The following is a 24,717-nucleotide window of genomic DNA, read 5'->3' on the forward strand; positions in this document are numbered from 1 at the left end:
TCGTGAACTAGTGCTCTTTGTTATTGTTATTTTGGTTCGTTTTCATACGGCAAGATTGATGGGATCGAGCATTATAGCAAACTCCGCAAACCTACTACCATTTTGAGATCTACAGTCAAATTTTATGGAAATCAACACCACCGCATCGCCTACAAAGGCTAACGCCGCTCAGACCGCGCTTGTGCTGTCGGACAGAGTACAAGAAGCCCTCGCGATTACCAAGCGTGGCGTCGACGAACTCTTGATCGAAAGCGAATTTGCGCAAAAATTAGCCCGCTCCGAGAAAACCGGTGTTCCACTGCGCATTAAACTGGGCCTGGACCCGACTGCACCCGACTTGCATCTGGGCCACACTGTCGTGCTGAACAAGATGCGCCAGCTGCAAAACCTCGGCCATCAAGTCATTTTCCTCATTGGCGACTTCACGTCCATGATCGGCGACCCTTCGGGCCGCAACGTCACGCGCCCGCCGTTGACCAAGGAACAGATCGAGATTAACGCGATGACGTATTTCGCGCAAGCATCTTTAGTGCTGGACGCCAGCAAGACGGAAATCCGCTATAACTCCGAGTGGTGCGATCCGCTGGGCGCGCGCGGCATCATCCAGCTCGCTTCCCACTACACGGTGGCGCGCATGATCGAGCGCGACGACTTCACCAAGCGCTTCCAGGGCGGCATTCCTATTTCCGTCCATGAATTCCTGTACCCGCTGATGCAAGGTTACGACTCGGTGGCCCTGAAATCGGACCTGGAACTGGGCGGCACGGACCAGAAGTTCAACCTGCTGGTGGGCCGCGAACTGCAAAAGCAGTATGGACAGGAGCAGCAGTGTATTTTGACCATGCCGCTGCTGGAAGGTTTGGACGGCGTGGAAAAAATGTCCAAGTCGAAGAATAACTACATCGGCATCACGGAACCGGGCAACACCATGTTCGCCAAGCTGATGAGCATTTCTGACGTCATGATGTGGCGCTACTACGAGCTGCTGTCGTGGCGCTCGATCGCCGAACTGGCCCAGCTGAAGCGCGAAGTCGAGGAAGGCCGCAATCCGCGCGATGCCAAGGTTGCGCTGGCGCAAGAGATCGTCGCCCGCTTCCACTCGCAGCAGGCGGCCGAAGATGCGCTGGCCGACTTCGTCAACCGCTCGAAGGGCGGCATCCCCGACGATATCCCGGAAGTGAGCCTCGCTGGCGCCCCGCTGGGCATCCCGCAATTGCTCAAGCAAGCCGGTCTGTGCCCATCCACGTCGGAAGCCATGCGCAAGATCGACCAGGGCGGCGTGCGCATCGACGGCACCGTCATCAGCGACAAGGGCTTGCAAGTGGAAGCCGGTCAGTTTGTGTTGCAAGTTGGCAAGCGCAGCTTTGCGCGCGTTACCTTGACGGCATGATCGCGCTGCTGCAGCGCGTTACCCAGGCGAAGGTCGATGTTGCCGGCGCCACCATCGGCGCCATCGACGCCGGCCTGATGGTGCTCGTGTGTGCGGAGCGGGGCGATACGGAGAAGGAAGCGGACGCCTTGCTGAGCAAGCTGCTCGGTTACCGCGTGTTTGCCGACGAGGCGGGCAAGATGAACCGCAGCGTGACGGACGTGGCCGGCGGCTTGCTGCTGGTGCCGCAGTTTACGCTGGCGGCCGACACCAAGTCCGGCACGCGCCCGTCGTTTACGCCGGCCGCCGCGCCGCAGGACGGCTTGCGCCTGTTCACGCATTTCGTGGACCAGGCGCGCAGCCGCCATGCGACCGTGCAAACGGGGCAGTTCGGTGCCGACATGCAAGTGTCGCTGACGAACGACGGTCCGGTGACCTTCTGGCTGCAAGTGAACGCAAAGCAATAACTATAAAGAGGAGCAAGCGATGAAATTGTGGAGCGAGACGTTTCGTGATGGCGGCCTGATGCCGGCCGACTATGCTTTTGCCGAGATCGATCCGGCCAGCCGCGTGCGCCTCGCCGGCAACCGCAATCCCCATCTGGCCTGGGACGAGGTGCCCAACGGCACCGAGTCGCTGGCCCTGTTCTGCATCGACCCTGATGCGCCGCAAGACGCCAGCCTGGCCAATGTTGAAGACCAGGCCCTGTCGCTGACGGCGCTGCGCGGCGATTTTTATCATTGGAGCTTGCTCGATATTCCCCTGGCCATGCGCGCGATTGCCGCCGGAGAGTTTTCCAGCGGCATCACGCCGCGTGGAAAGGTTGCGAGTTCTGGCCTGCGCCAGGGCCTCAACGATTACACGGGCTGGTTTGCCGGCGATGCCGCCATGGCTGGCGATTATTACGGCTATGATGGCCCGTGCCCGCCGTGGAATGACGAGCGCATCCACCACTATATCTTCCGCCTGTATGCGCTCGACGTGCCGCGTCTGGCCTTGCCCGAGCGTTTTACAGGGCAGCAAGCGCATGCCGCCCTGTACGGCCACATCCTCGACGAAGCCCAGCTCGTCGTCGCCTATTCGCTCAATCCCGAGTTGGCAATTACCCTGAAGAAATAAAGCATGAGCACCACGATTTTATTGATACGCCATGGCGAAACGGCCTGGAATGCGGGCCGCCGCCTGCAGGGCCATATCGACATCGCCTTGAACGAGGCGGGCCTGGCGCAAGCTTGCGCGCTGGGGCAGGCGCTGGCGGACGAACCGCTGGCCGCCATCCTCGCCAGCGATTTGCAGCGCGCGCAGCAGACGGCGCAAGCCGTGGCCGACGTGAAAGACTTGCCCGTGCAAACGGACTCCTTGCTGCGCGAGCGCTGCTACGGCGCTTTCGAAGGCTTGCTGTATGCGGACATTGCCGCGCGCTATCCGCACGAGTATGCGCAATGGCAATCGCGCCAGATCGACGCCGTGATGCCGTCGGGCGAGCGCCAGGCCGAAAGTTTCCGCCAGTTTTATGCGCGCGCGAATGGCGCCATCGCCCGCTGGGCCCGGCAGTATGACGGTCAGACGATCGCCATCGTGGCCCACGGCGGCGTGCTCGAGTGCGCCTACCGCGAGGCGGTCGGCATGACGCTCGACAGTCCGCGCGACTTCCAGGTCAAAAATGCCAGCGTCAACCGTTTTTCTTACGCGGACGGCAAGCTGCATTTGGTGCACTGGGGAAATATCGAACACCTGAGCGCGCCCGCGATGGACGAGCTGGGCTAAGCCCTATAAGCGGCCCCATCGTCACTCTGACGCACTGAGCTAAAAAAATAGTGCTTATTAATTAGGCAGGGAATCGGTTAAAATAGCAGGTTCCTCTGTCCATTCCAGGTTCCTCAGTGCAAATCGGCCCTCACATTCTGCGCAATAACGTTTTCGTCGCTCCCATGGCGGGCGTGACGGATCGGCCTTTCCGCCAGTTGTGCAAGCAGTTGGGGGCAGGCTACGCCGTGTCGGAGATGGCGGCGTCGAATCCGCGCCTGTGGGCAACGGAAAAAAGCTCGCGGCGTACGGACCACGAAGGCGAAATGGAGCCGAAAGCCGTGCAGATTGCCGGCGCCGATCCGCAAGACCTGGCCGACTGCGCCAAGTTCAACGTGGACCGGGGCGCGCAGATTATCGACATCAACATGGGTTGCCCCGTCAAAAAGGTGTGCAACAGCTGGTGCGGTTCGGCCCTGCTGCAAAACGAAAGTCTGGTCGAAAAGATCTTGCACGCCGTCGTCAACGCCGTCGACGTGCCCGTCACCCTGAAATTTCGCACGGGCTGGGACCGCGAAAACAAGAACGCCTTGAAAATCGCCCGCATCGCCGAGCAAGCCGGCATCCAGATGCTGACCCTGCACGGCCGTACGCGCGCCGATGGCTACAAGGGCGATGCCGAATATGAAACTATTGCCGCCGTGAAAGCATCGGTGGGCATTCCCGTGGTGGCCAACGGCGACATTACCAGTCCGGAAAAGGCCCGCTTTGTGCTCGATCAAACGGGCGCCGATGCCGTCATGATCGGCCGCGCGGCGCAGGGCCGGCCGTGGATTTGCCGCGAAATCGACCATTTCCTGCGCACCGGCACCTTGTTGCCGGCGCCGTACGTGGATGAAGTGCGTAGCCTGATGGATGAGCATTTGCGCGCCCATTACGCGTTTTACGGGGAATTTCTCGGCGTGCGCACGGCGCGCAAGCACATCGGCTGGTATGTGAAGGATCTGGAAGGCGGCGAAGCGTTCCGGCAGCAAATGAACTTGCTGGAGTCGACGGACGCGCAGTTGCTGGCCGTCGATCAATTTTTTGAGTCGCAATGGAAATTTGGCGAACGGTTACAATACCGCCTCTCCGAATCCAGTGAAAGTGGCCTGATCGATGTGATCAAACCGATGGCCACGGCAGCATGAGCAGATAGCAACAAGCAGGGTAGTCAGTTGTCGGCAGTACAAGGGCGAGCGCCTATACAGAGCGTCATGCAATATTAATTACAACACCGAGGCAAGAGGGCAGCACGCGGACCGCATGAGCGGCGCGGTGCCGGATGGCCAGGTGTTCAGCCGGTTGAAGCATACAAATGAGCAAAGAAAGCATTCAGGAAGTCGTACAGAAAAGTCTAGAAGATTACTTCAATGACCTGGGCGAACAGCAAGCATCGAATATCTACGACATGGTCGTGCTGACCGTGGAAAAGCCCATCCTGGAAGTCGTGATGACACGCGCCGATGGCAACCAGTCGCACGCCGCGCAGATGCTGGGCATCAACCGCAATACCCTGCGCAAGAAATTGCAGGAGCACGGTTTGCTGTAATGCCGGCATGCAAGTGACGCCAAGATTTGAATCCGCCGCAGCGGGCCCAGCCTGATAGCTGACCGCTGTGCCATTCGCCAAGAACACTTAACCACCTAGCCACAGCCATGATCAAACAAGCTCTCCTCTCCGTTTCCGACAAGACCGGCGTTCTCGAATTCGCCCGCGCCCTGTCCGCCCTCGGCGTCAACCTCCTGTCCACCGGCGGCACCGCCAAATTGCTGGCAGACAACGGTGTTCCTGTGACGGAAGTTGCCGATTACACGGGTTTCCCGGAGATGCTCGATGGCCGTGTGAAAACCCTGCACCCGAAAGTGCACGGCGGTATCCTGGCGCGCCGCGATTTCCCTGAACATATGTCGAAACTGGTCGAGCACGACATGCCGACCATCGACATGGTGGTGGTCAACCTGTACCCGTTCCAGGGCACGGTCGCCAAGGCCGATTGCACCTTGGAAGACGCGATCGAAAACATCGATATCGGCGGCCCGACCATGCTGCGTTCGGCAGCCAAGAACCACAAGGACGTGGTCGTCATCTGCGACCCGACCGACTACGACGCGGTGCTGGCGGAAATGCGCTCGGCCGACGGCAAGGCAGGCGACGTCAGCTACGACACCAAATTCATGCTGGCGAAAAAAGTCTTTGCGCACACGGCGCAATACGATGGCGCCATCACCAACTACCTGACCAGCCTGGGCCCGACGAAAGTGCATGCCGAGCGCGGTGCCTATCCGCAAATCCTGAACGTGGCCTTTGAAAAAGTGCAAGACATGCGCTACGGTGAAAATCCGCACCAGAGCGCCGCCTTCTACCGCGACCTCGTCACCACCGATGGCGCGCTGGCCAATTACCGCCAGCTGCAAGGCAAGGAATTGTCCTACAACAACATCGCCGATGCTGATGCGGCCTGGGAATGCGTGAAGAGCATGGGCGGCTTCGAGCAAAGCGCCGCTTGCGTCATCGTCAAGCACGCGAACCCATGCGGCGTAGCCCTGGGCAAGAATGCGGCCGAAGCGTATGCGCGCGCCCTGCAGACGGACCCGACCTCGGCATTCGGCGGCATCATCGCCTTCAACACGGAACTCGACGGCGCCACGGCCGGCGAAATCGCCAAGCTGTTCGTCGAAGTGCTGATCGCCCCGTCGTTCTCCGCCGAAGCGAAACAGATTCTGTCGAGCAAGCAAAACGTGCGCATGCTGGAAATCCCGTTGGGCAGCGGCGTGCACGCCATGGACTTCAAGCGCGTCGGTGGCGGCTTGCTGGTGCAATCGCCGGACGCGAAAAATGTCGGTATCGGCGACTTGCGCGTGGTCAGCAAGCTGCAGCCAACGCCGCAGCAACTGGCCGACCTGATGTTCGCCTGGAAAGTGGCGAAATTCGTCAAGTCGAACGCCATCGTCTTCTGCGGCAATAACATGACCCTGGGCGTGGGCGCAGGCCAGATGAGCCGCATCGACTCGGCCCGCATCGCTTCCATCAAGGCGCAAAACGCCGGCCTGAGCCTGACCGGTTCCGTCGTGGCGTCGGACGCCTTCTTCCCGTTCCGCGACGGCCTCGACGTCGTCGTCGACGCGGGCGCGACCTGCGTCATCCACCCGGGCGGCTCCATGCGCGACCAGGAAGTGATCGATGCGGCGGACGAGCGCGGTGTCGTGATGCTGTATACGGGCACGCGTCATTTCCGTCATTAATAATTGAACCCAACGGCAATGACCGGGGTCGGACCCTGAGGGTCCGACCCCAGATGTTGTTTTGGGTTGCTGCGACACAATACGGCAGGCACCGGTTATTCACCGGTGCCTGCCGTATTCATTATAGAATCTGGCGATGATTATTCTTGGCATCGATCCTGGCCTGCGCACGACCGGCTTTGGGGTCATTGAAAAACACGGCAACAAGCTGCGCTATATCGCGTCGGGTACCGTCAAGACGGGTTCCGAAGGGGAATTGCCGCCGCGCCTGAAGGTCATCCTGCGGGGCGTGAGCGAAATCGTCGGCACCTACCAGCCCGATTGCGCGGCCATCGAAAAAGTGTTTGTCAACGTCAATCCCCAATCGACCTTGCTGCTGGGCCAGGCGCGTGGCGCGGCCATTTGCGCGCTCGTCCATGCTGACCTGTCGGTGGCCGAGTACACGGCGTTGCAAGTGAAGCAGGCCGTCACGGGCCACGGCAAGGCGGCCAAGGAGCAGGTGCAGGACATGGTGTCGCGGCTGCTGTCCTTGCCCGGCTTGCCCGGCTCGGATGCGGCCGATGCCCTGGGCGTGGCCATTTGCCATGCCAACAGCATCGATGCGCTGGCCATGCTCGGCGCGCTGGCGCCGCAACTTCAGGGTTTGCGCATGAAGCGCGGCCGTTTAGTTGGATAATCACTCTGAAATTTAACATTAGGAACACGCGATGATAGGCCGTCTCTCCGGTATTTTGCTTGAAAAGAATCCGCCACAATTGCTGGTCGATTGCCAGGGCGTCGGCTATGAAGTCGACGTGCCGATGAGCACCTTTTATAACTTGCCCCATGTGGGCGAAAAAGTCGTGCTGTTTACGCACCAGGCCATCCGCGAAGATGCGCATTTGCTGTTTGGCTTTGGCAATACGGCCGAGCGGGCCGTGTTCCGCCAGTTGATCAAGATCACGGGCGTGGGCGCGCGCATGGCCTTGTCGATTCTCTCCGGCATGACGATTGCCGACCTGGCGCAAGCGATCACCTTGCAAGATTCCGGCCGTCTGGTCAAAGTGCCGGGCATCGGCAAGAAGACGGCGGAACGGCTGTTGCTGGAATTGAAGGGCAAGATCGGTGCCGATCTTGGTCCGCTGGGCGCGCACGCGGCGCCGGACGCGCAATCGGATATCCTCAACGCGTTGGTCGCGCTCGGCTATTCGGACAAGGAAGCGCTGGCCGCCGTGAAGAACGTGCCGGCCGGTACCGGCGTGTCGGACGGCATCAAACTGGCGCTGAAAGCGCTGTCGAAAGGCTGATAGGGCATGAGCATCCAGACCGACAGCTTCACGGAACAGCGCATCATCGACGCGGCGCCCATCTCGCACAACGAGGAGGCGATCGAACGGGCCTTGCGCCCCAAGCAGTTAGATGAGTATGTGGGGCAGGAAAAGATCCGCGACCAGCTGGAAATTTTCATCACGGCCGCGCGCCAGCGCAAGGAAGCGCTCGACCACACTTTGCTGTTCGGCCCGCCGGGCCTGGGCAAGACGACCCTGGCGCACATCATCGCGCGCGAAATGGGCGTCAACTTGCGCCAGACTTCCGGCCCCGTGCTGGAACGCCCGGGCGACCTGGCGGCGATCCTGACGAACCTGGAAGCGAACGACGTCCTGTTCATCGATGAAATCCACCGGCTGTCGCCGGTCGTCGAGGAAATTTTATATCCGGCGCTTGAGGATTATCAGATCGATATCATGATCGGCGAAGGCCCGGCCGCCCGTTCCGTGAAACTCGATCTGCAACCGTTTACATTGGTCGGCGCCACCACGCGCGCCGGCATGCTGACCAACCCGCTGCGCGACCGCTTCGGCATCGTCGCGCGCTTGGAGTTCTACAACACGGGCGAATTGACGAAGATCGTCACGCGCAGCGCCGCCTTGCTGAAAGCGCCGATCGATCCGGAAGGCGCGCACGAAATCGCCCAGCGCGCGCGCGGCACGCCGCGCATCGCCAACCGCTTGCTGCGCCGCGTGCGTGACTTCGCGGAAGTCAAAAGCAATGGCGAGATCACCAAGGTGGTGGCCGACCGCGCGCTGGCCATGCTCGACGTCGATTCCGCCGGCTTCGACGTGATGGACCGCAAGCTGCTTGAAGCCGTGCTGTTCAAGTTCGGCGGCGGCCCCGTCGGCATAGGGAACCTGGCGGCGGCCATCGGCGAAGCGGCCGATACCATCGAAGACGTGCTGGAACCGTATCTGATACAGCAAGGTTTCCTGCAGCGCACGCCGCGTGGCCGTGTCGCCACGCCGGCCGCCTATTTGCACTTCGGCGTCAGCGCACCGCGCATTGGCCCGGGCGGCGAAGCGTGGGAACTGTGATGGCGCAAGAAGGTATGCCGGGTATGCAAATCTGGATCGACGCCGATGCCTGTCCCGTCGTCATCAAGGAAATCCTGTACCGGGTCGCCGACCGTCTGGAATTGCCGCTCACCCTGGTCGCCAACCAGGGTTTGCGCGTGCCGCCGTCGCGTTTCATCCGCACCGTGCAAGTACCGTCGGGCGCCGATGTGGCCGACCAGGAAATCGTGCGGCTGTTGAATCCTGGCGACCTGGTCATCACGGGCGACATTCCGCTGGCCGCCGACGTACTGACCAAGGGCGGTTTTGCGCTGAACCCGCGCGGCGAGTTTTACACGAAGGACAATATCGCCCAGCAACTGACGATGCGCGCCTTCATGGAAGAGTTGCGCAGCGGCGGCGTCGACACGGGCGGCCCGGCCGCCTTCAGCCAGTCCGACCGGCAACAGTTCGCCAACAGCCTGGACCGACATTTGAGCAAGCACCACCGGAAGCCGGCGCCAGCGCCATAATCCGAGGACGTAAAAAAACCGGCCAAGCCGGTTTTTTTACGTCTGCAGCTGACTTAGCGTGGCACTTTTCTCGTACCCACGACTTCCACCGTGACGCGGCGGTTCTTGGCGCGGCCGGCGGCGCTCGTGTTGTCGGCCACCGGTTGCGTTTCTCCCTTGCCTTCCGTGTAGACGCGGTTCGTTTCCACGCCTTGCGCCACCAGATAGGCCTTGACGGCTTCGGCGCGGCGCTGCGACAGTTTCTGGTTGTAGGCGTCCGGGCCGACGGCATCCGTATGGCCCACCGTGACGATGACTTCCAGGTCCATGCCCTTCAATTGACCGAGCAACTGGTCCAGCGCCGCCTTGCCTTGCGGCTTGAGCGTCGATTGATCGAAATCAAACAGCGCTTCGGAGGCAAACGACACTTTTTCCGACACGGGGGCCGGTGCCGGTGCGGCCACGATGACGGGCGCCGGCATGGCGACGACAGGGGCGACTTCGGGCGCCGGCTGGTAGGCCGGCGTGGCGCTGGCCGGGCGGCCCAGCTTGTACACGAGGCTGACGGAGTACAGATCCGCATCGCCGCGGTTGCCGACGGCATCGTTCAGGCGATAGCGCTCGACTTCGCCGCGCAAGGCCAGTGCTTCGCTGAACTTGTATTCCAGGCCCAGGCCCAGCTTGGCGTTGAGCTTGCGCTCGCTGGCATGCGTATTGGTCGAACCCAGCAGGCGGTTGCCGCTGAATTCCGTGTTGGTCTTGGTGTAGTGCATGCCGACACGGCCCAGCAGGGACAGGCGCTGCGACAGCGGCAGCTGGCCCAGCAAGTCCAGGTTCACGCCGCGAAAGCCCGCTTGCCCGTTCAGCACACCGTTGCCGCTGGTGCTCGACTTGAAGTCGAACTTGCCCAGGTCAAAGTAGCCCGCTTCCACGGCGAAATACTGGTTCAGCTGGCGGCCGACAAACAGTTTATAGCCGGTGTCGCGCTGGTCCTTGGTAAAACCGGTGACGGTCTCGCCGTTGGCGGCCAGGCTGGCGCGCAGGCGCGGCTCGTCGATGGTGGCACGCGACTGGCCTACGCCCGCGCCGATGTACCAGGCGCTGTTGGCCCAGTCCGGGTTGATGAAGGTGTTGTCCTGCGCCTGCGCCGATTGCGCCGCCAGCAAGGCGCCGGTCATGACGCTCAGTGCGCCCAATGTGTGTGCGATAGTCATGGTCATGTCCCGGTTATTTGGTGATCTGGTTATTGCGCAGGGTAACGGCAGCAGCCGTCAGCACGCGGCCATTGAGCAAGGTCGTGTTGTCGCCCACCGTGATGGCAGCCGACTGGCCCAGGATATTGCCCTTGAAGACGCTATTCGCCGCCAGGGTGGTCGGGCCGACGGGCAGCCAGCTGACGTTGTCGGCCGTGGCGCCATTGTTCAGGGCAACCACCGAGTTGACGGTCGAGTTCAAGGTCAGCGCCGTGCGGAAGATGTACACGCCGGGACCATTCAGTGTCAGGGTGCCCGTGATGCTGATGGCGCCCGCATAGCAATACACGCCGGGACCGAAGGTCTGGCCACCGAGGTCGATGCCGCCGGCAAAGCTGACGTCGCAGCTACGGCTGTTGCCGTCCGTGATCGCCGCCTGCAGGTCCGTCATGGCACCGGCCAGGATGGCACCCGACTTGTAGTTGGTAAAACCAGCTGCCTGGGTCGGATCGACCGTTTGCGACGGTGAGCCGACGTCGCCCGTGACCAGGGTCGTGCCGCCCGAATTGTTCGTGATCGAGGTGCCGGCCAGCACGCCGAACGGTGCCGCGCGGCCCAGGATGATCGGTTTCAGGACGGGTGGGATGGCCACGGCCGTGACGGTCAGCAGCGCGCTACCCGACTGGCCGCCAGCGGTGGCCGTGATGCTGCTGGTGCCGGCGGCGATGCCGGTGGCGACGCCCGTGTTCAGTACCGTGGCATTGGCAACCGTGCCCGACGTCCAGATGGCGCCGTTGGTGATGATGGCGTTCGAGCTGTCCGAATACGTTGCGGTGGCAATGAACTGTTGCGTGGCGCCGACAGCGATGCTGGCGGTGGCTGGCGTGACGGCGATGCTGACCAGGGTAATGGCGGGCACGGTGACGGTGGTGCTGGCGTTCTTGCCGTTGAAGCTGGCGTTCATGACGCTGCTACCAAAGGCCACGCCGGTGACGAGGCCGCCGCTGGCGACGGTGGCCGCGGCTGGCGTGGCGGACACGAAGCTGCTGCCGGACGTGACGTCAGCCGTGCTGTTGTCCGAGTAGGTGGCAATGACGGCCAGCTGGCGCGTCGCGGCGACGGGGATGATCGGGCTTTGCGGCGTGACGGCGATCGACAGCAAGGTCGCTGGCGAGACGGTCAACTGGGCTGCCGCGCTCTTGCCGCCGAACGCGGCGCTGATGTTGCTGCTGCCGGCGGCGATGCCCGTGCTCAAGCCTGTGGCGGCATTGACTGTCGCGCTGGCCGGCGTGGCCGACGTCCAGGCCGACTTGGCGCTGACGTCTTGCGAGGAGCCGTCGCTATACGTGGCGATGGCCGTGAATTGCTGGCCCGCGCCGATGGCGACCGTGGCCGTGGCTGGCGTGACGATGAGGCTGGACAGCGTAGCGCCCGGCAAGCCGAGGATGGGATCGCGCCCCTGGTCGCCGCCACCGCAGCCGGCAAGGGCGGCCATGGTCAGCAGACCTGCCGAGACGAGCAGCGGGGTCATGTATCGCTTGAAGATGTTCATGTGTTTCCTTTGTGCATGGGCAAATATGTGCCGGGCATCCGCCGATGGGGTCATCCGCAGAGCCATGCCGCCCTTCGCGAAAGGGCGATGGCGTCACAGGCATGCACTATTTCATTTAGGAAACTTCAAGTATGTTCGGTGGCGCGCATAGCTTGTCCTGGTTTGGAAATGGGGACGAAAGGACACGATTCGGCCTGAAAAACAACGCCAGTGTGCGGAAGGCAGGCGCAAAAAAGCCGGCGCATGGCCGGCTTTGACAGGGCGGGGTGGTTGCTTACTCTTCGCGCACCCACGTCTGCGAGCGGCCAAACATCGGCACGCCGACATAGCCGCGCACTTGCAGCTTGGTGCCGCCTTCAATCAGCTCGGCCTTGCTCTTGTAGACCTTGCCGGTGGCCGGGTCGGTGATTTCGCCGCCCGTCCATTCCTTGCCGTCATATTTCAGACCGGACAGGATCACCAGGCCGATGATGGGCTGGTCCTTGTTGGCGCCCGCGCACTTGTCGCACTTGGGATTTTGATCTTCATTCGGGGCACGGAACAGTTTTTCGATCTTGCCTTGCAAGACGCCGTTGTTTTCCGTGATGACGACGAGGGATTTCGGCTTGCCGCTGGCGTCGTCGATGGTTTTCCACGTGCCCACGGGGGTATAGTTGCCATCGCGCGCGGTGGCGCTGCCGGCGATGGCCAGGGCGGCCACCAGTACACTTGCTTTGAATACTTTATGCATCGCTAGTCTCCATTGGTTTTTTGATCGTGTCACGAACAGTTATATACCAAGGCAAGACCAGCAGTGCTGCGCGGCGTCACTGGGACGGCCGCGCAATCCTTCCAAACTTGCCTTATGCGCTGGCTAGTTTAGCAAACTGTTCGCGCAGTTTTTCAATTGTCGCCGAAAAACTGAGCAAACGCTCGTTTTCTTGCGCAACAATGGCGGCCGGTGCGCGCGCGACAAAGCTTTCATTGCCCAATTTGCTGTTGACTTTGGCAATTTCCGCTTCGATGCGGGCGATTTCCTTGCCCAGGCGTTCACGTTCGGCAGCCACGTCGATTTCCACTTTCAGCATCAGCTTGGTGGTGCCGACGATGGCGACGGCCGCTGGCGAGTCCGGCAGCGCATCGACGATCTGCACTTCCGCCAGCTTGCCCAGCGACTGGATGTACGGTGCGTACGATGCCAGCGCGGCCTTTTCAGTGGCATTGCCCGCTTCGACGATCAGCGGCACGCGCACGGAAGGCGAGATCTGCATTTCGCCGCGCAGGTTGCGCGTCGCGTCCGTCAAGGCTTTCAGCTGCTGCATCCACGCTTCCGCGCTTTCATCGATCTTGTCGGTGTTGGCGATTGGATACGGCTGCATCATGATGGAATCACCCTCAGCTTTGAGCGTTTTGCCAGCCAAAGGCGCCACCGTCTGCCACAGGGCTTCCGTGACGAACGGGATGATCGGATGGGCCAGGCGCAGCACCACTTCCAGCACGCGCAGCAGGGTGTGGCGGGTGGCGCGCTGCTGGCCTTCCGTGCCTTGCTGTACTTGCACCTTGGCTACTTCCAGGTACCAGTCGCAATACTCGTCCCACACGAATTTGTAGATCGATGCGGCGATATTGTCGAAACGGAAGTCTTCAAAGCCCTTGGCCACGTCCAGTTCCGCTTTTTGCAGCAGGGAAATAATCCACTTGTCCGCCTGCGACAGGTCGGCGTCGTTCGGCGTGCAGTCTTTGCCTTCCGTATTCATCATGACGAAACGGGTGGCGTTCCACATCTTGTTGCAGAAGTTGCGGTAGCCTTCGCAACGGCCCAGGTCGAAATTGATGTTGCGGCCCAGCGAGGCATAGCTGGCCATGGTGAAGCGCACGGCGTCCGTGCCGTAGGCCGAAATGCCTTCCGGGAATTCCTTGCGCGTCGCCTTGGTGATTTTTTCCGCGTCGCGCGGGTTCATCAGGCCCGTGGTGCGCTTGACGATCAAGCCTTCCAGGTCGATGCCGTCGATCAGGTCGATCGGGTCCAGGGTGTTGCCCTTCGACTTGGACATTTTCTGTCCCGTCGAATCGCGCACCAGGCCGTGCACGTAGACGGTTTCAAACGGTACCTTGCCCGTGAAGTGCGCCGTCATCATGACCATGCGCGCCACCCAGAAGAAGATGATGTCGAAACCCGTCACCAGCACGGACGATGGCAGGAACGCCTTCATGTCCGGCGTTTCTTCCGGCCAACCCATGGTCGAGAACGGCACCAGGGCGGACGAGAACCACGTGTCGAGCACGTCGTCGTCGCGCTTCAACGGGCCCGTGCTGCCGGCCGCCTGCGCTTTGGCTTGTGCCTCGGCTTCCGTCTTGGCAACGAAGATATTGCCGGCGTCGTCGTACCAGGCCGGGATTTGATGGCCCCACCACAGCTGGCGCGAGATGCACCAGTCCTGGATGTTGTTGAGCCATTGGTTATAGGTGGTGCTCCAGTTTTCCGGCACGAACTTGATTTCGCCGTTGGCGACCTTGTCCAGCGCGGTCTCGGCGATCGACTTGCCTGGGAAGAACGTGCCTTCCGGGGCTGGTTTGCTCATGGCGACAAACCACTGGTCCGTCAGCATCGGCTCGATGACGACGCCCGTGCGGTCGCCGCGCGGCACCATCAGCTTGTGCGGCTTGACTTGCTCGAGCAAACCTTGCGCGTCGAGGTCGGCGACGATCTGCTTGCGCGCGGCAAAGCGGTCCATGCCGCGGTAGGCTTCCGGCGCGTCGTCGGTGATCTTCGCGTCCAGCGTCAAAATGACGATCTGCGCCAGTTTGTGGCGCTGGCCCACGGCGTAATCGTTCATGTCGTGCGCAGGAGTAATCTTCACGCAGCCCGTGCCGAATTCCTTGTCGACGTATTCGTCGGCGATGATGGGGATTTCGCGGTCGCTCAAAGGCAGTTTGAGCATCTTGCCCACCAGCGGAAGGTAGCGCTCGTCCGTCGGATCGACGGCCACGGCCACGTCGCCCAGCATGGTTTCAGGACGGGTGGTGGCCACCGTCAGGAAGCCGCTGCCATCGGCCAGCGGGTACTTGATGTACCACATGGAACCGTCTTCTTCTTCGGACACCACTTCCAGGTCGGACACAGCCGTGCCCAGCACGGGGTCCCAGTTCACCAGGCGCTTGCCGCGGTAGATCAGGCCTTGCTCGAACAGGCGTACGAAGACGTCGGTGACGACTTTCGAGCGCGGCTCGTCCATCGTGAAGTATTCGCGCTGCCAGTCGGCCGAGGCGCCCAGGCGGCGCATCTGGCCGGTGATGATGGAACCGGATTTTTCTTTCCATTCCCACACTTTTTCCACGAATTTTTCGCGGCCCAGGTCATGGCGCGAAATCTTTTGCGCGTCCAGCTGGCGTTGCACGACGATTTGCGTGGCGATGCCCGCGTGGTCGGTACCGGGAATCCAGGCCGTGTTGTGGCCCAGCATGCGGTGGTAGCGGGTCAGGCCATCCATGATGGTCTGGTTGAACGCATGGCCCATGTGCAGGGTGCCGGTGACGTTCGGCGGCGGCAACTGGATGCTGAAGGAAGGTTTTCCGGCATCGAGGGTGGCGGTGAAGTAACCGCGCTGTTCCCACTCGGTGCGCCAGAATTGTTCAATGTCGGCGGGCTCGAAAGACTTGGCTAATTCCATGATTTGGCGTGTGATTGGCAAAAGGAACCATTATAAGGGGTGCATAAAGCATGCGCAGCAAATAGCGGGCCTGGATGGCCCGAAAAGCCGCGCACGATTGAGCAATATTGCTGCATTGTATTTTTTCTAAGCTATCATATTTGCAACATTATTTGAAAACTCAGGCAATCATGAAAAAATTGTGGCAATTGGCCGTGCTCGGCGCTGGATGGGCTGCCGGTGGCGCGTGCGCCGGCGTTCCGGAGGGGATGGCGGCTCTGCAGGATGGGCGCTGCAGCAAGGCCGTGGCGCAATTGCGCGGACCGGCGCAAGGTGGCAATGTCGAGGCGCAAAAGGTCCTCGCCGATATCTACATGGGCGAGAAAGGATGCCGGGACGTGGAGCGCAGCGAGGTCGAAGCGGAGCGCTGGTATCTGCTGGCGGCCAAGGGCGGCGATCGCGCCGCGCAGGAGGCGCTGGTTTTCATGTATGCATACGCGCCGGGCCGCATGCTCAATCCATCGCGCGCGCGGCCCTGGTTGGGCGTCATGGCCGCGCAGGGTGAGGGCAAGCCGCTGCAGGACCTGGCACAAATGTATGAGCGGGGCGAAGGCGGGCCGGTCGACCGGGTGCTGTCGTATGCGCTCAACCTGCTGGCGCTGCAAGACAAGGAGTGGAGCGGTGCGGCCGCGATGGAGAAGTCCCTGCCGGCGCGCCGTGGCAGGATGTCGCCGGACCAGGTCGACGAGGCCGTGCGCCTGGCCGGCCTTTGGCAGCGCGGCGCGCCCTTGCCGACGACGTCGCAGACGGGACAGCGTTCGCCGCAGGATTGGTACCGCCGCGCCGCCGAGGGGGGCGACATGGAAGCCGCTTACCAGCTGGGCTTGCTGTGCTGGAAAGGCACGGGCGGCCTGGATGAAAAGCAGGCTGCCCGCTGGCTGCGCAAGGCCGCCGAAAGCGGCATTGCCAAGGCCCAGCTGCAGCTGGCCGTGCTGTATGGCGAGGAGGCGGGCGTGCCGCAGGACTATGTGCTCGCTTCCATGCTGAGCCAGTTGGCGGCGGCGGGCGGCGCGGCGGACGCCGGCGACGCCGTGGCCCGCTGGACAAAGAAACTGAATGCGGCGCAACAGGCCGAGGCGCAGCAGCTGGCGCGGGCATGGAAAGTGGGCATGCCGTTGCCGCAGGTCTCGGTGCATGGCATGGAACGCTTGATCAATTATGTGCGCGAGGCACGCAACAAGCTGCCGCCGACGCCAGAGGTGACGGCGCTGTTCAAGGCTGCCAAAGAGGGCGACGAAGCTGCCTTTGGCAAGCTGCTGGCCGGCGTCGCCGAGCCGGGCGCCTATGCGCTCGACAGGAGTCCCTTGCTGAACTATTTGATTTCGCCTCCATCGAGCATGTACAAAGCCGAAGCGGCATGGCTGAATGCGCAAACCCGGCAGGACGACGATCAGCAGCGACTGGCGCAGGCGCCGCTGCAGGCGCGCCGCCAGGCGCTGCGTGAGCAGTACGCCGCGCTGTTGCCCGCCAAGCTGCGCATGATGACGCTGCTGTTGCAACGCGGCGTGCCGCTCGGCGAAGGCGATACGCTTTACCACGCCGCACCGCTGCATCTGGCTGCCCTGTACGGCAATGCCGCAATGGTGCGCCTGTTGCTGGCGCATGGCGCCGATGTGCGGCAATACGGCGGCGAAAACCACACGCAGGCGCCGCTGGAATACGCCTTGCAGCAGGAGGATGCGGACATCTTGCCGGAATTGATCGACGCGAAAGAACGTACGGCCAGCATGATCGCCATGCTCGACGCAGGCGCGGGCCGGCCCTATTTGCTGGTAGACCAATACCTGGCAGAGAAAAAGGCCAAGAAAGGCGGGGCTGCGCAGCCAGCGGAACGGCCGCTGGCCGATTCTTTGCTATGGGGGCCCTTGCTGCGCCTGACGCGCGGCACCGAAGTGCTCGATAAAATGCTGGCCACCGGCACCACGCCAAATACTGATGAGCAGGAAAAGTCGCTGTACGCCTATGCCGCCGAAGCGGGCAACGCCGGCGCGCTGGACTGGCTCAAGCAGCGCGTGCCCCGGCATGACGCGAAGGGAAATGACCGCTGGCTCGACGCTGCGATGCGCGCCATGTACAACTACCAGCCGACGTCCGAGGACGTGCTGCGCCAACTGGTGGTGCCCGGCATGCCATGGCAGCAAGTCGGACCCGCCGCCGAAGTTTCTTACAAGGGACAGCAGGCGGCGCTCGATTCGCGCCGTCTGGAAAAAGAGACGCTGCTGTGGCATGCGGTGCGCAGCCAGCGGCACGACTGGGTCGCCCGCCTGGCCGCGATGGGCGCGCCCATCGCCACCGGCGGTTATCTGCCGCCCTTGCTGGCGGCCGTCGAAAATAGCGACGCGGCGATGGTCAAGCTGCTGCTGAGTCTGGGCGCCGATCCGCTGGGCGGGGAATTTCCCGTATTGAAGATGGCGCAGCAACGGGCGTCGACGCCGGAAAGTAAGGCGGTGCTGAGCTTGCTGAAGGCGGCCGCCGCGGCGCGCAAGCCTGCGGCCGCCGCACCGTTGCCGCAATAGCGTTTGCCTGGTCGGCATGCGTCATCTTGCCCGGCGACAACGCCGGGTTTTAGCGGCCTGGCGAGTCGTTTTCCTGCAACAGAACCGGGATCAAGGCGCTGCCGATGCTATAATTCTGGCCCCGGCGCCTCCTGCCCCATCCTTGCGGACGGCGCCAGCAGACGCGGTTGTATTTAAGTTTCATATCCAGCACTCGTCCGCGTCTCAAGGCCAGCGCATCCGCGATGCCAGCCACTTTCAGAGCGTCCCCTTCGGGCTGGGCGCCTGAGCCACGCGCACCGCCAGCGGTGCACCATTCACGGCGGAATCAACGCGGCGCATCATTGCACGCCGCTGCCGCCACAGCTTAGCCAGGAATCTTGCTGCCTGGCCAGTCGTCTTTCGATACGGCACTCCCCAGCGCGCCTTTGGCGCCTGTGGCCGCGCCATGGCCGCGCGCTTTCCCGGTTTTGCCTTGACAAGGAAACCAGCATGAAAAAAATCTCGATCACCGTCGGCCTCGTTTCGACCATCGCCACCGTGGGCGCCTTGCCTGCGGCCCACGCCCAATCATCCGTTGATGTGTATGGCTTGATGGATGCGGGCCTGGTGCAGGAAGGCGGCGTCAGCAAGCTCACCAGCGGCGTGTCGGCCGGCTCGCGCCTGGGCTTGCGCGGCACGGAATCGCTGGGCAATGGCTTGCAAGCCGTGTTCACCCTGGAAGCGGGCGTCCTGAGCGACACGGGCCGCTCCGACCAGGCGGGGCAATTGTTCGGCCGCCAGGCGTTTGTCGGCCTCAACAGCCCACTGGGCATGCTGACCGTGGGCCGCCAGTACAATCTGCAAAGCCAGGCGCTGACCGACGTGGCCGATCCATTCGAAGGCGGCCTGGCTGGCGCGGCGACCAACCTGGCCGGCTATTCGGCCACGCGCATCGACAATACCGTGCGCTACACCTCGCCCGAATGGCGTGGCGTCACGGCCACCGTCATGTATGGTGCCGGCGAGCACACGGGGATTGTGGCAGATCAGCGTTCGCTGGGCCTGGCCCTCGGCTATGTCAACGGTCCGCTGACCCTGCGCCTGGCGCGCCAGAGCCGTGCCGGCGAACCGGGCAAGGCCGACGTGAACAACACGATTTTGGCCGGTAACTACAACTTCGGCGTGGCCACGGCGTTTGCCGGCTATGGCCGCAACACGGGCGACGGCAGCACCATGTTCTTTGCGGAAAACCCGTACGGCGCGGCGCAGGCGCCGGCCCAGTCGACGGACAGCCGCGACGCCATCGTCGGCGTGTCCGTGCCGCTCGGTGCGACGACCTTGCTCGCCTCGTACGTCCATAAGGATGACCGCGACGCTGCCAACCGCGACGCACGGCAGCTGGCCATCGGCGCCACGTATGCCTTGTCCAAGCGCAGCAAGGTGTATCTTGCCTACGCGCATATCCGCAACCGCAACGACGCTGCCTACATGGTGGGCAATGCCACCGAAGTGGGCAGCGGCAACCGCGCCTTCAACGTCGGCCTGCGCCACGCGTTTTAAGTTTTTACGCTAAGCGGGCAGCATGTTGCCTTCGAGCAGCAATGTTTCGAAGGCGGCGGCGGCCAGCGGGCGGCTGAACAGGTAGCCCTGCATCTGGTCGCAGCCGTGCTGGCGCAGGAAGGCCAGTTGCTGCGCCGTTTCCACGCCTTCGGCGATGACTTTCAGGCGCAAGCTGTGCGCCAGCGCGATGATGGCTTGCACGATGGCCGCGTCGTCGTTGCTGCGCGTGATGTCGCTGACGAATGACTTGTCGATCTTCAATACGTCGATGGGGAAATGGCGCAAGTGCGCCAGGCTTGAATAGCCGGTGCCGAAGTCATCTATCGACAGTTGCAAGCCCAGCGTCTTGAGCTTGCCCATGGTGCTGATCGCCTGTTCCACATCCTGCATCATCATGCTTTCCGTCAGTTCCAGCTCGAGGAAACGCGCTTCCAGGCCCGTCACGGCCAGAATTTCCCGCACCGATTGCAGCAAGCCGCTTTGCCGGAATTGCCGGGCAGACAAATTCACTGCCAGGCGCAAGCCACCCAGTCCCTGCCGTTGCCATGCTTTTGCCTGCGCGCACGCCGTCTGCAGCACCCACGCACCGATGGGCACGATCAAGCCCATTTCTTCGGCCAGGTGGATGAAGTCGCCGGGCGCGATGGCGCCCAGGGTGGGGTGCTGCCAGCGCAGCAGCGCTTCCATACCGACGATCCTGCCGCTGTCGAGTTCCACCTGCGGCTGGTAAACGAGGTGGAACTGGCCACGCTCGAGTGCATGGCGCAATTCGCTTTCCAGGCTTAAGCGGGCCAGCATGCTGGCATTCATGGCCGGCGCGTAGCTTTGCCAATGGTTGCGTCCCTGCTCCTTGGCCCGGTACATGGCGATGTCGGCATGCTTGATCAGGGTTTCCGCGCTGTCGCCATCGTCGGGATAGGTGGCCACGCCCATGCTGCATGTAAGAAAGAATTCATGGCCGCCCACCTGCAGTGGCTGGGCCACCGTGTCCAGCACGCGCTGCAGGATGAGCTGGCCAGGTTCGCTGTTCGTGTGTTGCGGCAGCAGCAGGACGAATTCGTCGCCGCCCAGGCGCGCCACCGTATCGACTTCGCGCGTGGCGGCGCGCAGGCGGTCGGCGATCAGTTTCAGCAGGGTATCGCCCGCGTCGTGGCCCAGGGTGTCATTGACGAATTTGAAACGGTCGAGGTCGATGAAGACCACCCACAGGGGCAGGGTGCTGCGGCGCGCCACGGCCATCGCCTGTTCCAGCCGTTCGCGCAGCAGCAAACGGTTGGCCAGTCCCGTCAGGATATCGTGGCGGGACTGGAATTCCAGTTCCTGCTCGAAGCGCATGACGGTGCTGATGTCGTATTGCGCCACCACGAAGTGGCTGACGGCGCCATCGCCCTCGTCGCGCACGGGAGCGACGAACAGCTCGCTCCAGTAAGTGCTGCCATCCTTGCGGAAATTGCGCACGATGGCCTTGCCTTCGCGCTGTTCGTGCAAGGCTGCGCTGATGGCGTGCATGTCCTGGCGCGCATGTTCCGGCCCCTGCAGATCCTCCAGGCGCTGGCCGATGACGTCGCCGGCCGCATAGCCGGTGATGCGTTCGAAGGCGGGATTGACGTATTCGATCAGGTAGCCTGGCGCATCGGCGCTGCACAGGATGATGGCATTGGCCGACACTTCGATGATGCGCTCGCGCAGGCGCAGCGACTTTTCATTGCGCATGCGCGCAGCGATGTCTTCGGACAGGCGCAAATTGGCAAACTGCAGCGCCGCCGTGCGTTCGCCCGTGATGCGGGCAATGACCGAATTGCGCGACACCAGCTGATACACATACGCCGCCGCCAGCAGGCTCGACAGCACACCGCCCAGCAGCACATACAGCGAGCCGCGATGGTTGGCGTCCAGGCTCATGCCTTTGGCCGGCAGCAGGGCGGCGCCCACGGTGTGCCCGCTGGCGTGGTACTGCAGCAGCAGCCGTGCGCTTTCCGCTTCGATCTGGCGCGCCGAGGCGTAGCACAGCGCTGTCAGGCACAGTCCGAACGCCAGGGTGAGCAGGGCCGAGGTGGAAACGGAAATGGAGATGCGTTTGAAGAATGATTGCATGGTGACGTCCCGTGGCAGCGCCGGTGCCGATCCATGATCAGGCAGGCCGGGCAGTGACCGACTGTAGGGTGCGCGGCGAAATGTCGTCCGTTCGCTACCGAACGGACGGCGATGCTGACAAGAAATATAGTCGGGTCACTGTGCCAGCGCTGTGTTACGCTGCACGATATGGCGCCCCTCGTTCGGACGCCTTTCAACTATCCCCTAGCTGACGACTGGAAAACAGGAAACCTGCCCATGTCGAGTCCGCATGCCCAGCTGCACAACCCGAATCAAAACCATTTGCTCGCCGCCATGCTCGACGCCGATTTCGCGCGCCTGGCTCCCCACCTGGAGCAAGTGTCGATGCTGCTCGGTGACGTGATCTACGATTCGGGTGACAAGCTGCAGCATGTGTATTTCCCCACCACGGCCATCGTTTCCATTCACTACCTGCTGGAAAACGGCGGCTCGTCGGAAATTGCCGGCGTCGGCAATGAAGGCGTCGTGGGCGTGTCGCTGTTCATGGGCGGCAACTCGACGCCGAGCCGCGCCGTCGTGCAGACGGGCGGCGTCGGCTACCGGCTGAAGGCGCATTTGCTGATGGAAGAATTCGACCGCGCCGGTCCCGTCATGCGCTTGCTGCTGCGCTATACGCAAGCCTTGATCACGCAAATGTCGCAGACGGCCGTGTGCAACCGCCACCATACGGTGGAGCAACAATTGTGCCGCTGGCTGCTGCTGACCATGGACCGCCTGCCGAACCGCGAGCTGACCATGACGCAGGAGTTGATTGCCAACATGCTGGGCGTGCGCCGCGAAGGCGTGACGGAAGCGGCCGGGCGTTTGCAGACGCGCGGCTTCATCAGCTACCGTCGCGGCCATATTTCCGTGCTGGACCGCGCCGGCCTTGAAGGCCATGTGTGCGAATGCTATGGCGTGGTTAAAAAGGAATTCGCGCGCCTGTTGTCGGACGTGCGCCAGCGCCAGGCGCGCTGAACACCGCATCTTCTCTCTATCGTTGTCACAGCCCAGGCTACCTCATGCAATCTGTTGAAAACATTCCTCCGCGCGCACCGTCGCGCTGGCCCATGGCGCTGGCGTTTTCGTTCAGCGCCATCGTGCTGCTGGCCATCGGGCTGCTGGCCTGGCGCGCGCCGTTCGAAACGGCCTGCGTCATCGATGCGCTGGTCTTTTTGCTGCTGATGCTGCTCGTGGCGCTGTACCGGCGCACCCTGGCGGCCAGCCTGCCGCGCCAGCTGCTCAAGGCGGGCGCCTTGCAGGATGCGATTTTCAACAGCGCCAATTTCTCGTGCATCGCCACCGATGCGCAGGGCGTGATCCAGATTTTCAACGTGGGCGCCGAACGCATGCTGGGCTATGCGGCGAGCGACGTGGTCGACAAGCTGACGCCGGCTGGTATTTCCGATGCGCAAGAAATCGTCGCGCGCGCGGCCGCCCTCAGTGCCGAACTCGATACCGTCATCACGCCTGGCGTGGAAACGCTCGTGTTCAAGGCCACGCGCGGCATCGAAGACATTTATGAACTGACGTATATCCGCAAGGATGGCAGCCGCTTCCCCGCCATCGTCTCCGTGACGGCCTTGCGCGATGCGCAAAGCAAGGTCATCGGCTACCTGCTGATCGGCACGGACAACACGGCACGCAAGCAGGTCGAGGCGGAACAGGCCTTGCTGGACCAGCGCCTGCAGGAGCAGCAGGCGTACACCCGTTCGCTGGTCGAGACCAACAATGCGGAGTTGAAGAAGGCGCGCCAGGTGGCGGAAAAGGCCAACCGCGCCAAGTCCGAATTCCTGTCGAGCATGAGCCACGAATTGCGCACGCCGCTCAATGCCGTGCTGGGCTTTGCGCAGCTGATGGCGTCCGACGTGCCGCCACCGAGCCCGCCGCAGCAGCGCTCGATCGAGCAAATCCTCAAGGGTGGCTGGTACCTCTTGCGTTTGATTAATGAAATCCTCGACCTGGCCATGATCGAATCGGGCAAGGTCACCTTGTCGCAGGAAGCCATGTCCTTGCTCGACGTGTTGCAGGATTGCCAGGCGATGATCGCGCCGCAGGCGGAAAAGCGCGGCATCCGCATGCAATTCCCCCGCTGCGGCGAAGCTTACTTCGTGCATGCGGACCGCACGCGCGTGAAACAGGTGATGGTCAACCTGCTGTCGAACGCCATCAAGTACAACCAGAGTGGCGGCGCCGTCACCGTCGACTGCAGCCAGCGTGGCGGCAAGGTGCGGGTCAGCGTGCGCGACAGCGGCGCCGGTCTCGATGCGGGCCAGGTGGCCCAGCTGTTCCAGCCCTTCAATCGCCTGGGACAGGAAAACAGCACGGAAGAGGGCACGGGCATCGGCCTCGTCGTCACCAAGCAGCTGGTCGAATTGATGGGTGGCACCATCGGCGTCGACAGCACGGTCGGCGTGGGCACCACGTTCTGGTTCGAGCTGGCCGCCAGCAGCGCGCCGGCCCTGGTGCTGGGCGACGGCGACGCGCTGCCGCAGGTGCAGGTGCCGCAGGAAAGCCAGCGCACCTTGCTGTACGTGGAAGACAATCCCGCCAATCTGGCGCTGGTGGAGCAATTGATCGCCCGCCGCAGCGATTTGAAATTGCTCACGGCCATCGATGCGCACCTGGGCATCGACCTGGCCCGCACGTATCAGCCGGACGTGATCTTGATGGACATCAACCTGCCCGGCATCAGCGGCTTTGGCGCCCTGCACATCCTGCATGACGACCCGCTGACGAGCCATATTCCCGTGATGGCCCTGTCTGCCAACGCCGTGCCGCGCGACATCGAGAAAGGCCTGGAAGCGGGCTTCTTCCGCTACCTGACCAAGCCGATCAAGGTCGTCGAATTCATGGATGCACTTGACGTGGCCCTGCACCATGCGGCCGCGCACGGCCTGGCCGACGACATTCACGCAGTACGCTAATTCAGCA

20 protein-coding genes are annotated in these 24,717 nt (G+C 62.6%); 15 read left to right on the forward strand and 5 right to left on the reverse strand.

Annotation, left to right across the window (positions count from 1 at the left end; genetic code table 11):
- The first annotated feature begins 124 nt into the window (after positions 1-124).
- The 11 genes from tyrS to P9875_RS05070 all read left to right on the forward strand — a co-directional run bounded on the left by tyrS (position 125) and on the right by P9875_RS05070 (position 9,239).
- The gene (gene tyrS, locus P9875_RS05020) at positions 125-1,390 is read left to right on the forward strand and encodes a tyrosine--tRNA ligase (protein WP_278317733.1); all 1,266 of its coding nucleotides are present in this window, start codon (positions 125-127) and stop codon (positions 1,388-1,390) included.
- Positions 1,387-1,836, forward strand: a complete 450-nt coding sequence (dtd, locus tag P9875_RS05025) for a D-aminoacyl-tRNA deacylase (RefSeq protein WP_099403329.1) — start codon at positions 1,387-1,389, stop codon at positions 1,834-1,836. The genes tyrS and dtd overlap by 4 nt, the downstream gene beginning before the upstream one ends.
- 19 nt (positions 1,837-1,855) lie before the next feature.
- Positions 1,856-2,488, forward strand: coding sequence for a YbhB/YbcL family Raf kinase inhibitor-like protein (locus tag P9875_RS05030; RefSeq protein ID WP_278317734.1), 633 nt, complete (start codon positions 1,856-1,858; stop codon positions 2,486-2,488).
- A 3-nt stretch (positions 2,489-2,491) separates the two neighbouring features.
- Positions 2,492-3,136 carry a histidine phosphatase family protein gene (locus P9875_RS05035; RefSeq protein WP_278317735.1) on the forward strand — a complete coding sequence of 215 codons (645 nt, stop codon included), beginning with the start codon at positions 2,492-2,494 and terminating at the stop codon, positions 3,134-3,136.
- A 164-nt stretch (positions 3,137-3,300) separates the two neighbouring features.
- Positions 3,301-4,305, forward strand: coding sequence for a tRNA dihydrouridine synthase DusB (gene dusB, locus P9875_RS05040; protein WP_423221846.1), 1,005 nt, complete (start codon positions 3,301-3,303; stop codon positions 4,303-4,305).
- 167 nt (positions 4,306-4,472) lie between these two features.
- A complete protein-coding gene (locus P9875_RS05045) occupies positions 4,473-4,706 on the forward strand; it encodes a helix-turn-helix domain-containing protein (RefSeq protein ID WP_008445162.1) in 234 nt (77 codons plus the stop codon).
- A 107-nt stretch (positions 4,707-4,813) separates the two neighbouring features.
- Positions 4,814-6,400 (forward strand): bifunctional phosphoribosylaminoimidazolecarboxamide formyltransferase/IMP cyclohydrolase, encoded by a 1,587-nt coding sequence (purH, locus tag P9875_RS05050; RefSeq protein ID WP_035824592.1) that lies wholly within the window; start codon positions 4,814-4,816, stop codon positions 6,398-6,400.
- Positions 6,401-6,536: 136 nt separating this feature from the next.
- On the forward strand, positions 6,537-7,076 hold the full coding sequence (gene ruvC, locus P9875_RS05055) for a crossover junction endodeoxyribonuclease RuvC (RefSeq protein ID WP_278317737.1): 540 nt from the start codon (positions 6,537-6,539) through the stop codon (positions 7,074-7,076).
- A 31-nt stretch (positions 7,077-7,107) separates the two neighbouring features.
- Positions 7,108-7,686, forward strand: coding sequence for a Holliday junction branch migration protein RuvA (ruvA, locus tag P9875_RS05060; protein ID WP_099403325.1), 579 nt, complete (start codon positions 7,108-7,110; stop codon positions 7,684-7,686).
- Between the two features lie 6 nt (positions 7,687-7,692).
- Entirely contained in the window at positions 7,693-8,748 is a 1,056-nt protein-coding gene (ruvB, locus tag P9875_RS05065; protein WP_278317738.1) for a Holliday junction branch migration DNA helicase RuvB, read from the forward strand.
- Positions 8,749-8,771: 23 nt separating this feature from the next.
- Positions 8,772-9,239, forward strand: coding sequence for a YaiI/YqxD family protein (locus P9875_RS05070; protein WP_035828617.1), 468 nt, complete (start codon positions 8,772-8,774; stop codon positions 9,237-9,239).
- A gap of 53 nt (positions 9,240-9,292) precedes the next feature.
- On the opposite strand, the gene P9875_RS05075 is transcribed toward P9875_RS05070, so the two are convergent.
- The 4 genes from P9875_RS05075 to P9875_RS05090 all read right to left on the reverse strand — a co-directional run bounded on the left by P9875_RS05075 (position 9,293) and on the right by P9875_RS05090 (position 15,613).
- On the reverse strand, positions 9,293-10,432 hold the full coding sequence (locus tag P9875_RS05075) for an OmpA family protein (protein ID WP_278317739.1): 1,140 nt from the start codon (positions 10,430-10,432) through the stop codon (positions 9,293-9,295).
- Positions 10,433-10,445: 13 nt separating this feature from the next.
- Positions 10,446-11,963 (reverse strand): ice-binding family protein, encoded by a 1,518-nt coding sequence (locus P9875_RS05080; protein ID WP_278317740.1) that lies wholly within the window; start codon positions 11,961-11,963, stop codon positions 10,446-10,448.
- Between the two features lie 274 nt (positions 11,964-12,237).
- Entirely contained in the window at positions 12,238-12,693 is a 456-nt protein-coding gene (locus P9875_RS05085) for a DUF2147 domain-containing protein (protein WP_035824603.1), read from the reverse strand.
- A gap of 112 nt (positions 12,694-12,805) precedes the next feature.
- Positions 12,806-15,613 (reverse strand): valine--tRNA ligase, encoded by a 2,808-nt coding sequence (locus tag P9875_RS05090; protein WP_099403323.1) that lies wholly within the window; start codon positions 15,611-15,613, stop codon positions 12,806-12,808.
- Between the two features lie 170 nt (positions 15,614-15,783).
- Between P9875_RS05090 and P9875_RS05095 the strand changes: the two genes are divergently transcribed.
- Both P9875_RS05095 and P9875_RS05100 read left to right on the forward strand, forming a co-directional pair.
- Positions 15,784-18,168, forward strand: coding sequence for an ankyrin repeat domain-containing protein (locus tag P9875_RS05095; RefSeq protein ID WP_278317741.1), 2,385 nt, complete (start codon positions 15,784-15,786; stop codon positions 18,166-18,168).
- A gap of 471 nt (positions 18,169-18,639) precedes the next feature.
- On the forward strand, positions 18,640-19,689 hold the full coding sequence (locus tag P9875_RS05100; protein WP_035824610.1) for a porin: 1,050 nt from the start codon (positions 18,640-18,642) through the stop codon (positions 19,687-19,689).
- Between the two features lie 9 nt (positions 19,690-19,698).
- Here the strand turns inward: P9875_RS05100 and P9875_RS05105 are convergent, their stop codons facing one another.
- On the reverse strand, positions 19,699-21,783 hold the full coding sequence (locus P9875_RS05105; protein ID WP_278317742.1) for a putative bifunctional diguanylate cyclase/phosphodiesterase: 2,085 nt from the start codon (positions 21,781-21,783) through the stop codon (positions 19,699-19,701).
- 237 nt (positions 21,784-22,020) lie between these two features.
- Here P9875_RS05105 and P9875_RS05110 point away from each other — a divergent pair, with 237 nt between their 5' ends.
- Together P9875_RS05110 and P9875_RS05115 are read left to right on the forward strand one after the other, a co-directional pair.
- A complete protein-coding gene (locus tag P9875_RS05110; RefSeq protein WP_035824612.1) occupies positions 22,021-22,761 on the forward strand; it encodes a Crp/Fnr family transcriptional regulator in 741 nt (246 codons plus the stop codon).
- Between the two features lie 44 nt (positions 22,762-22,805).
- A complete protein-coding gene (locus P9875_RS05115) occupies positions 22,806-24,710 on the forward strand; it encodes a PAS domain-containing hybrid sensor histidine kinase/response regulator (protein WP_235211791.1) in 1,905 nt (634 codons plus the stop codon).
- The last annotated feature ends 7 nt before the right edge of the window (positions 24,711-24,717 follow it).

It is taken from the genome of Janthinobacterium rivuli, from assembly GCF_029690045.1.
GTDB lineage: Bacteria > Pseudomonadota > Gammaproteobacteria > Burkholderiales > Burkholderiaceae_D > Janthinobacterium > Janthinobacterium rivuli.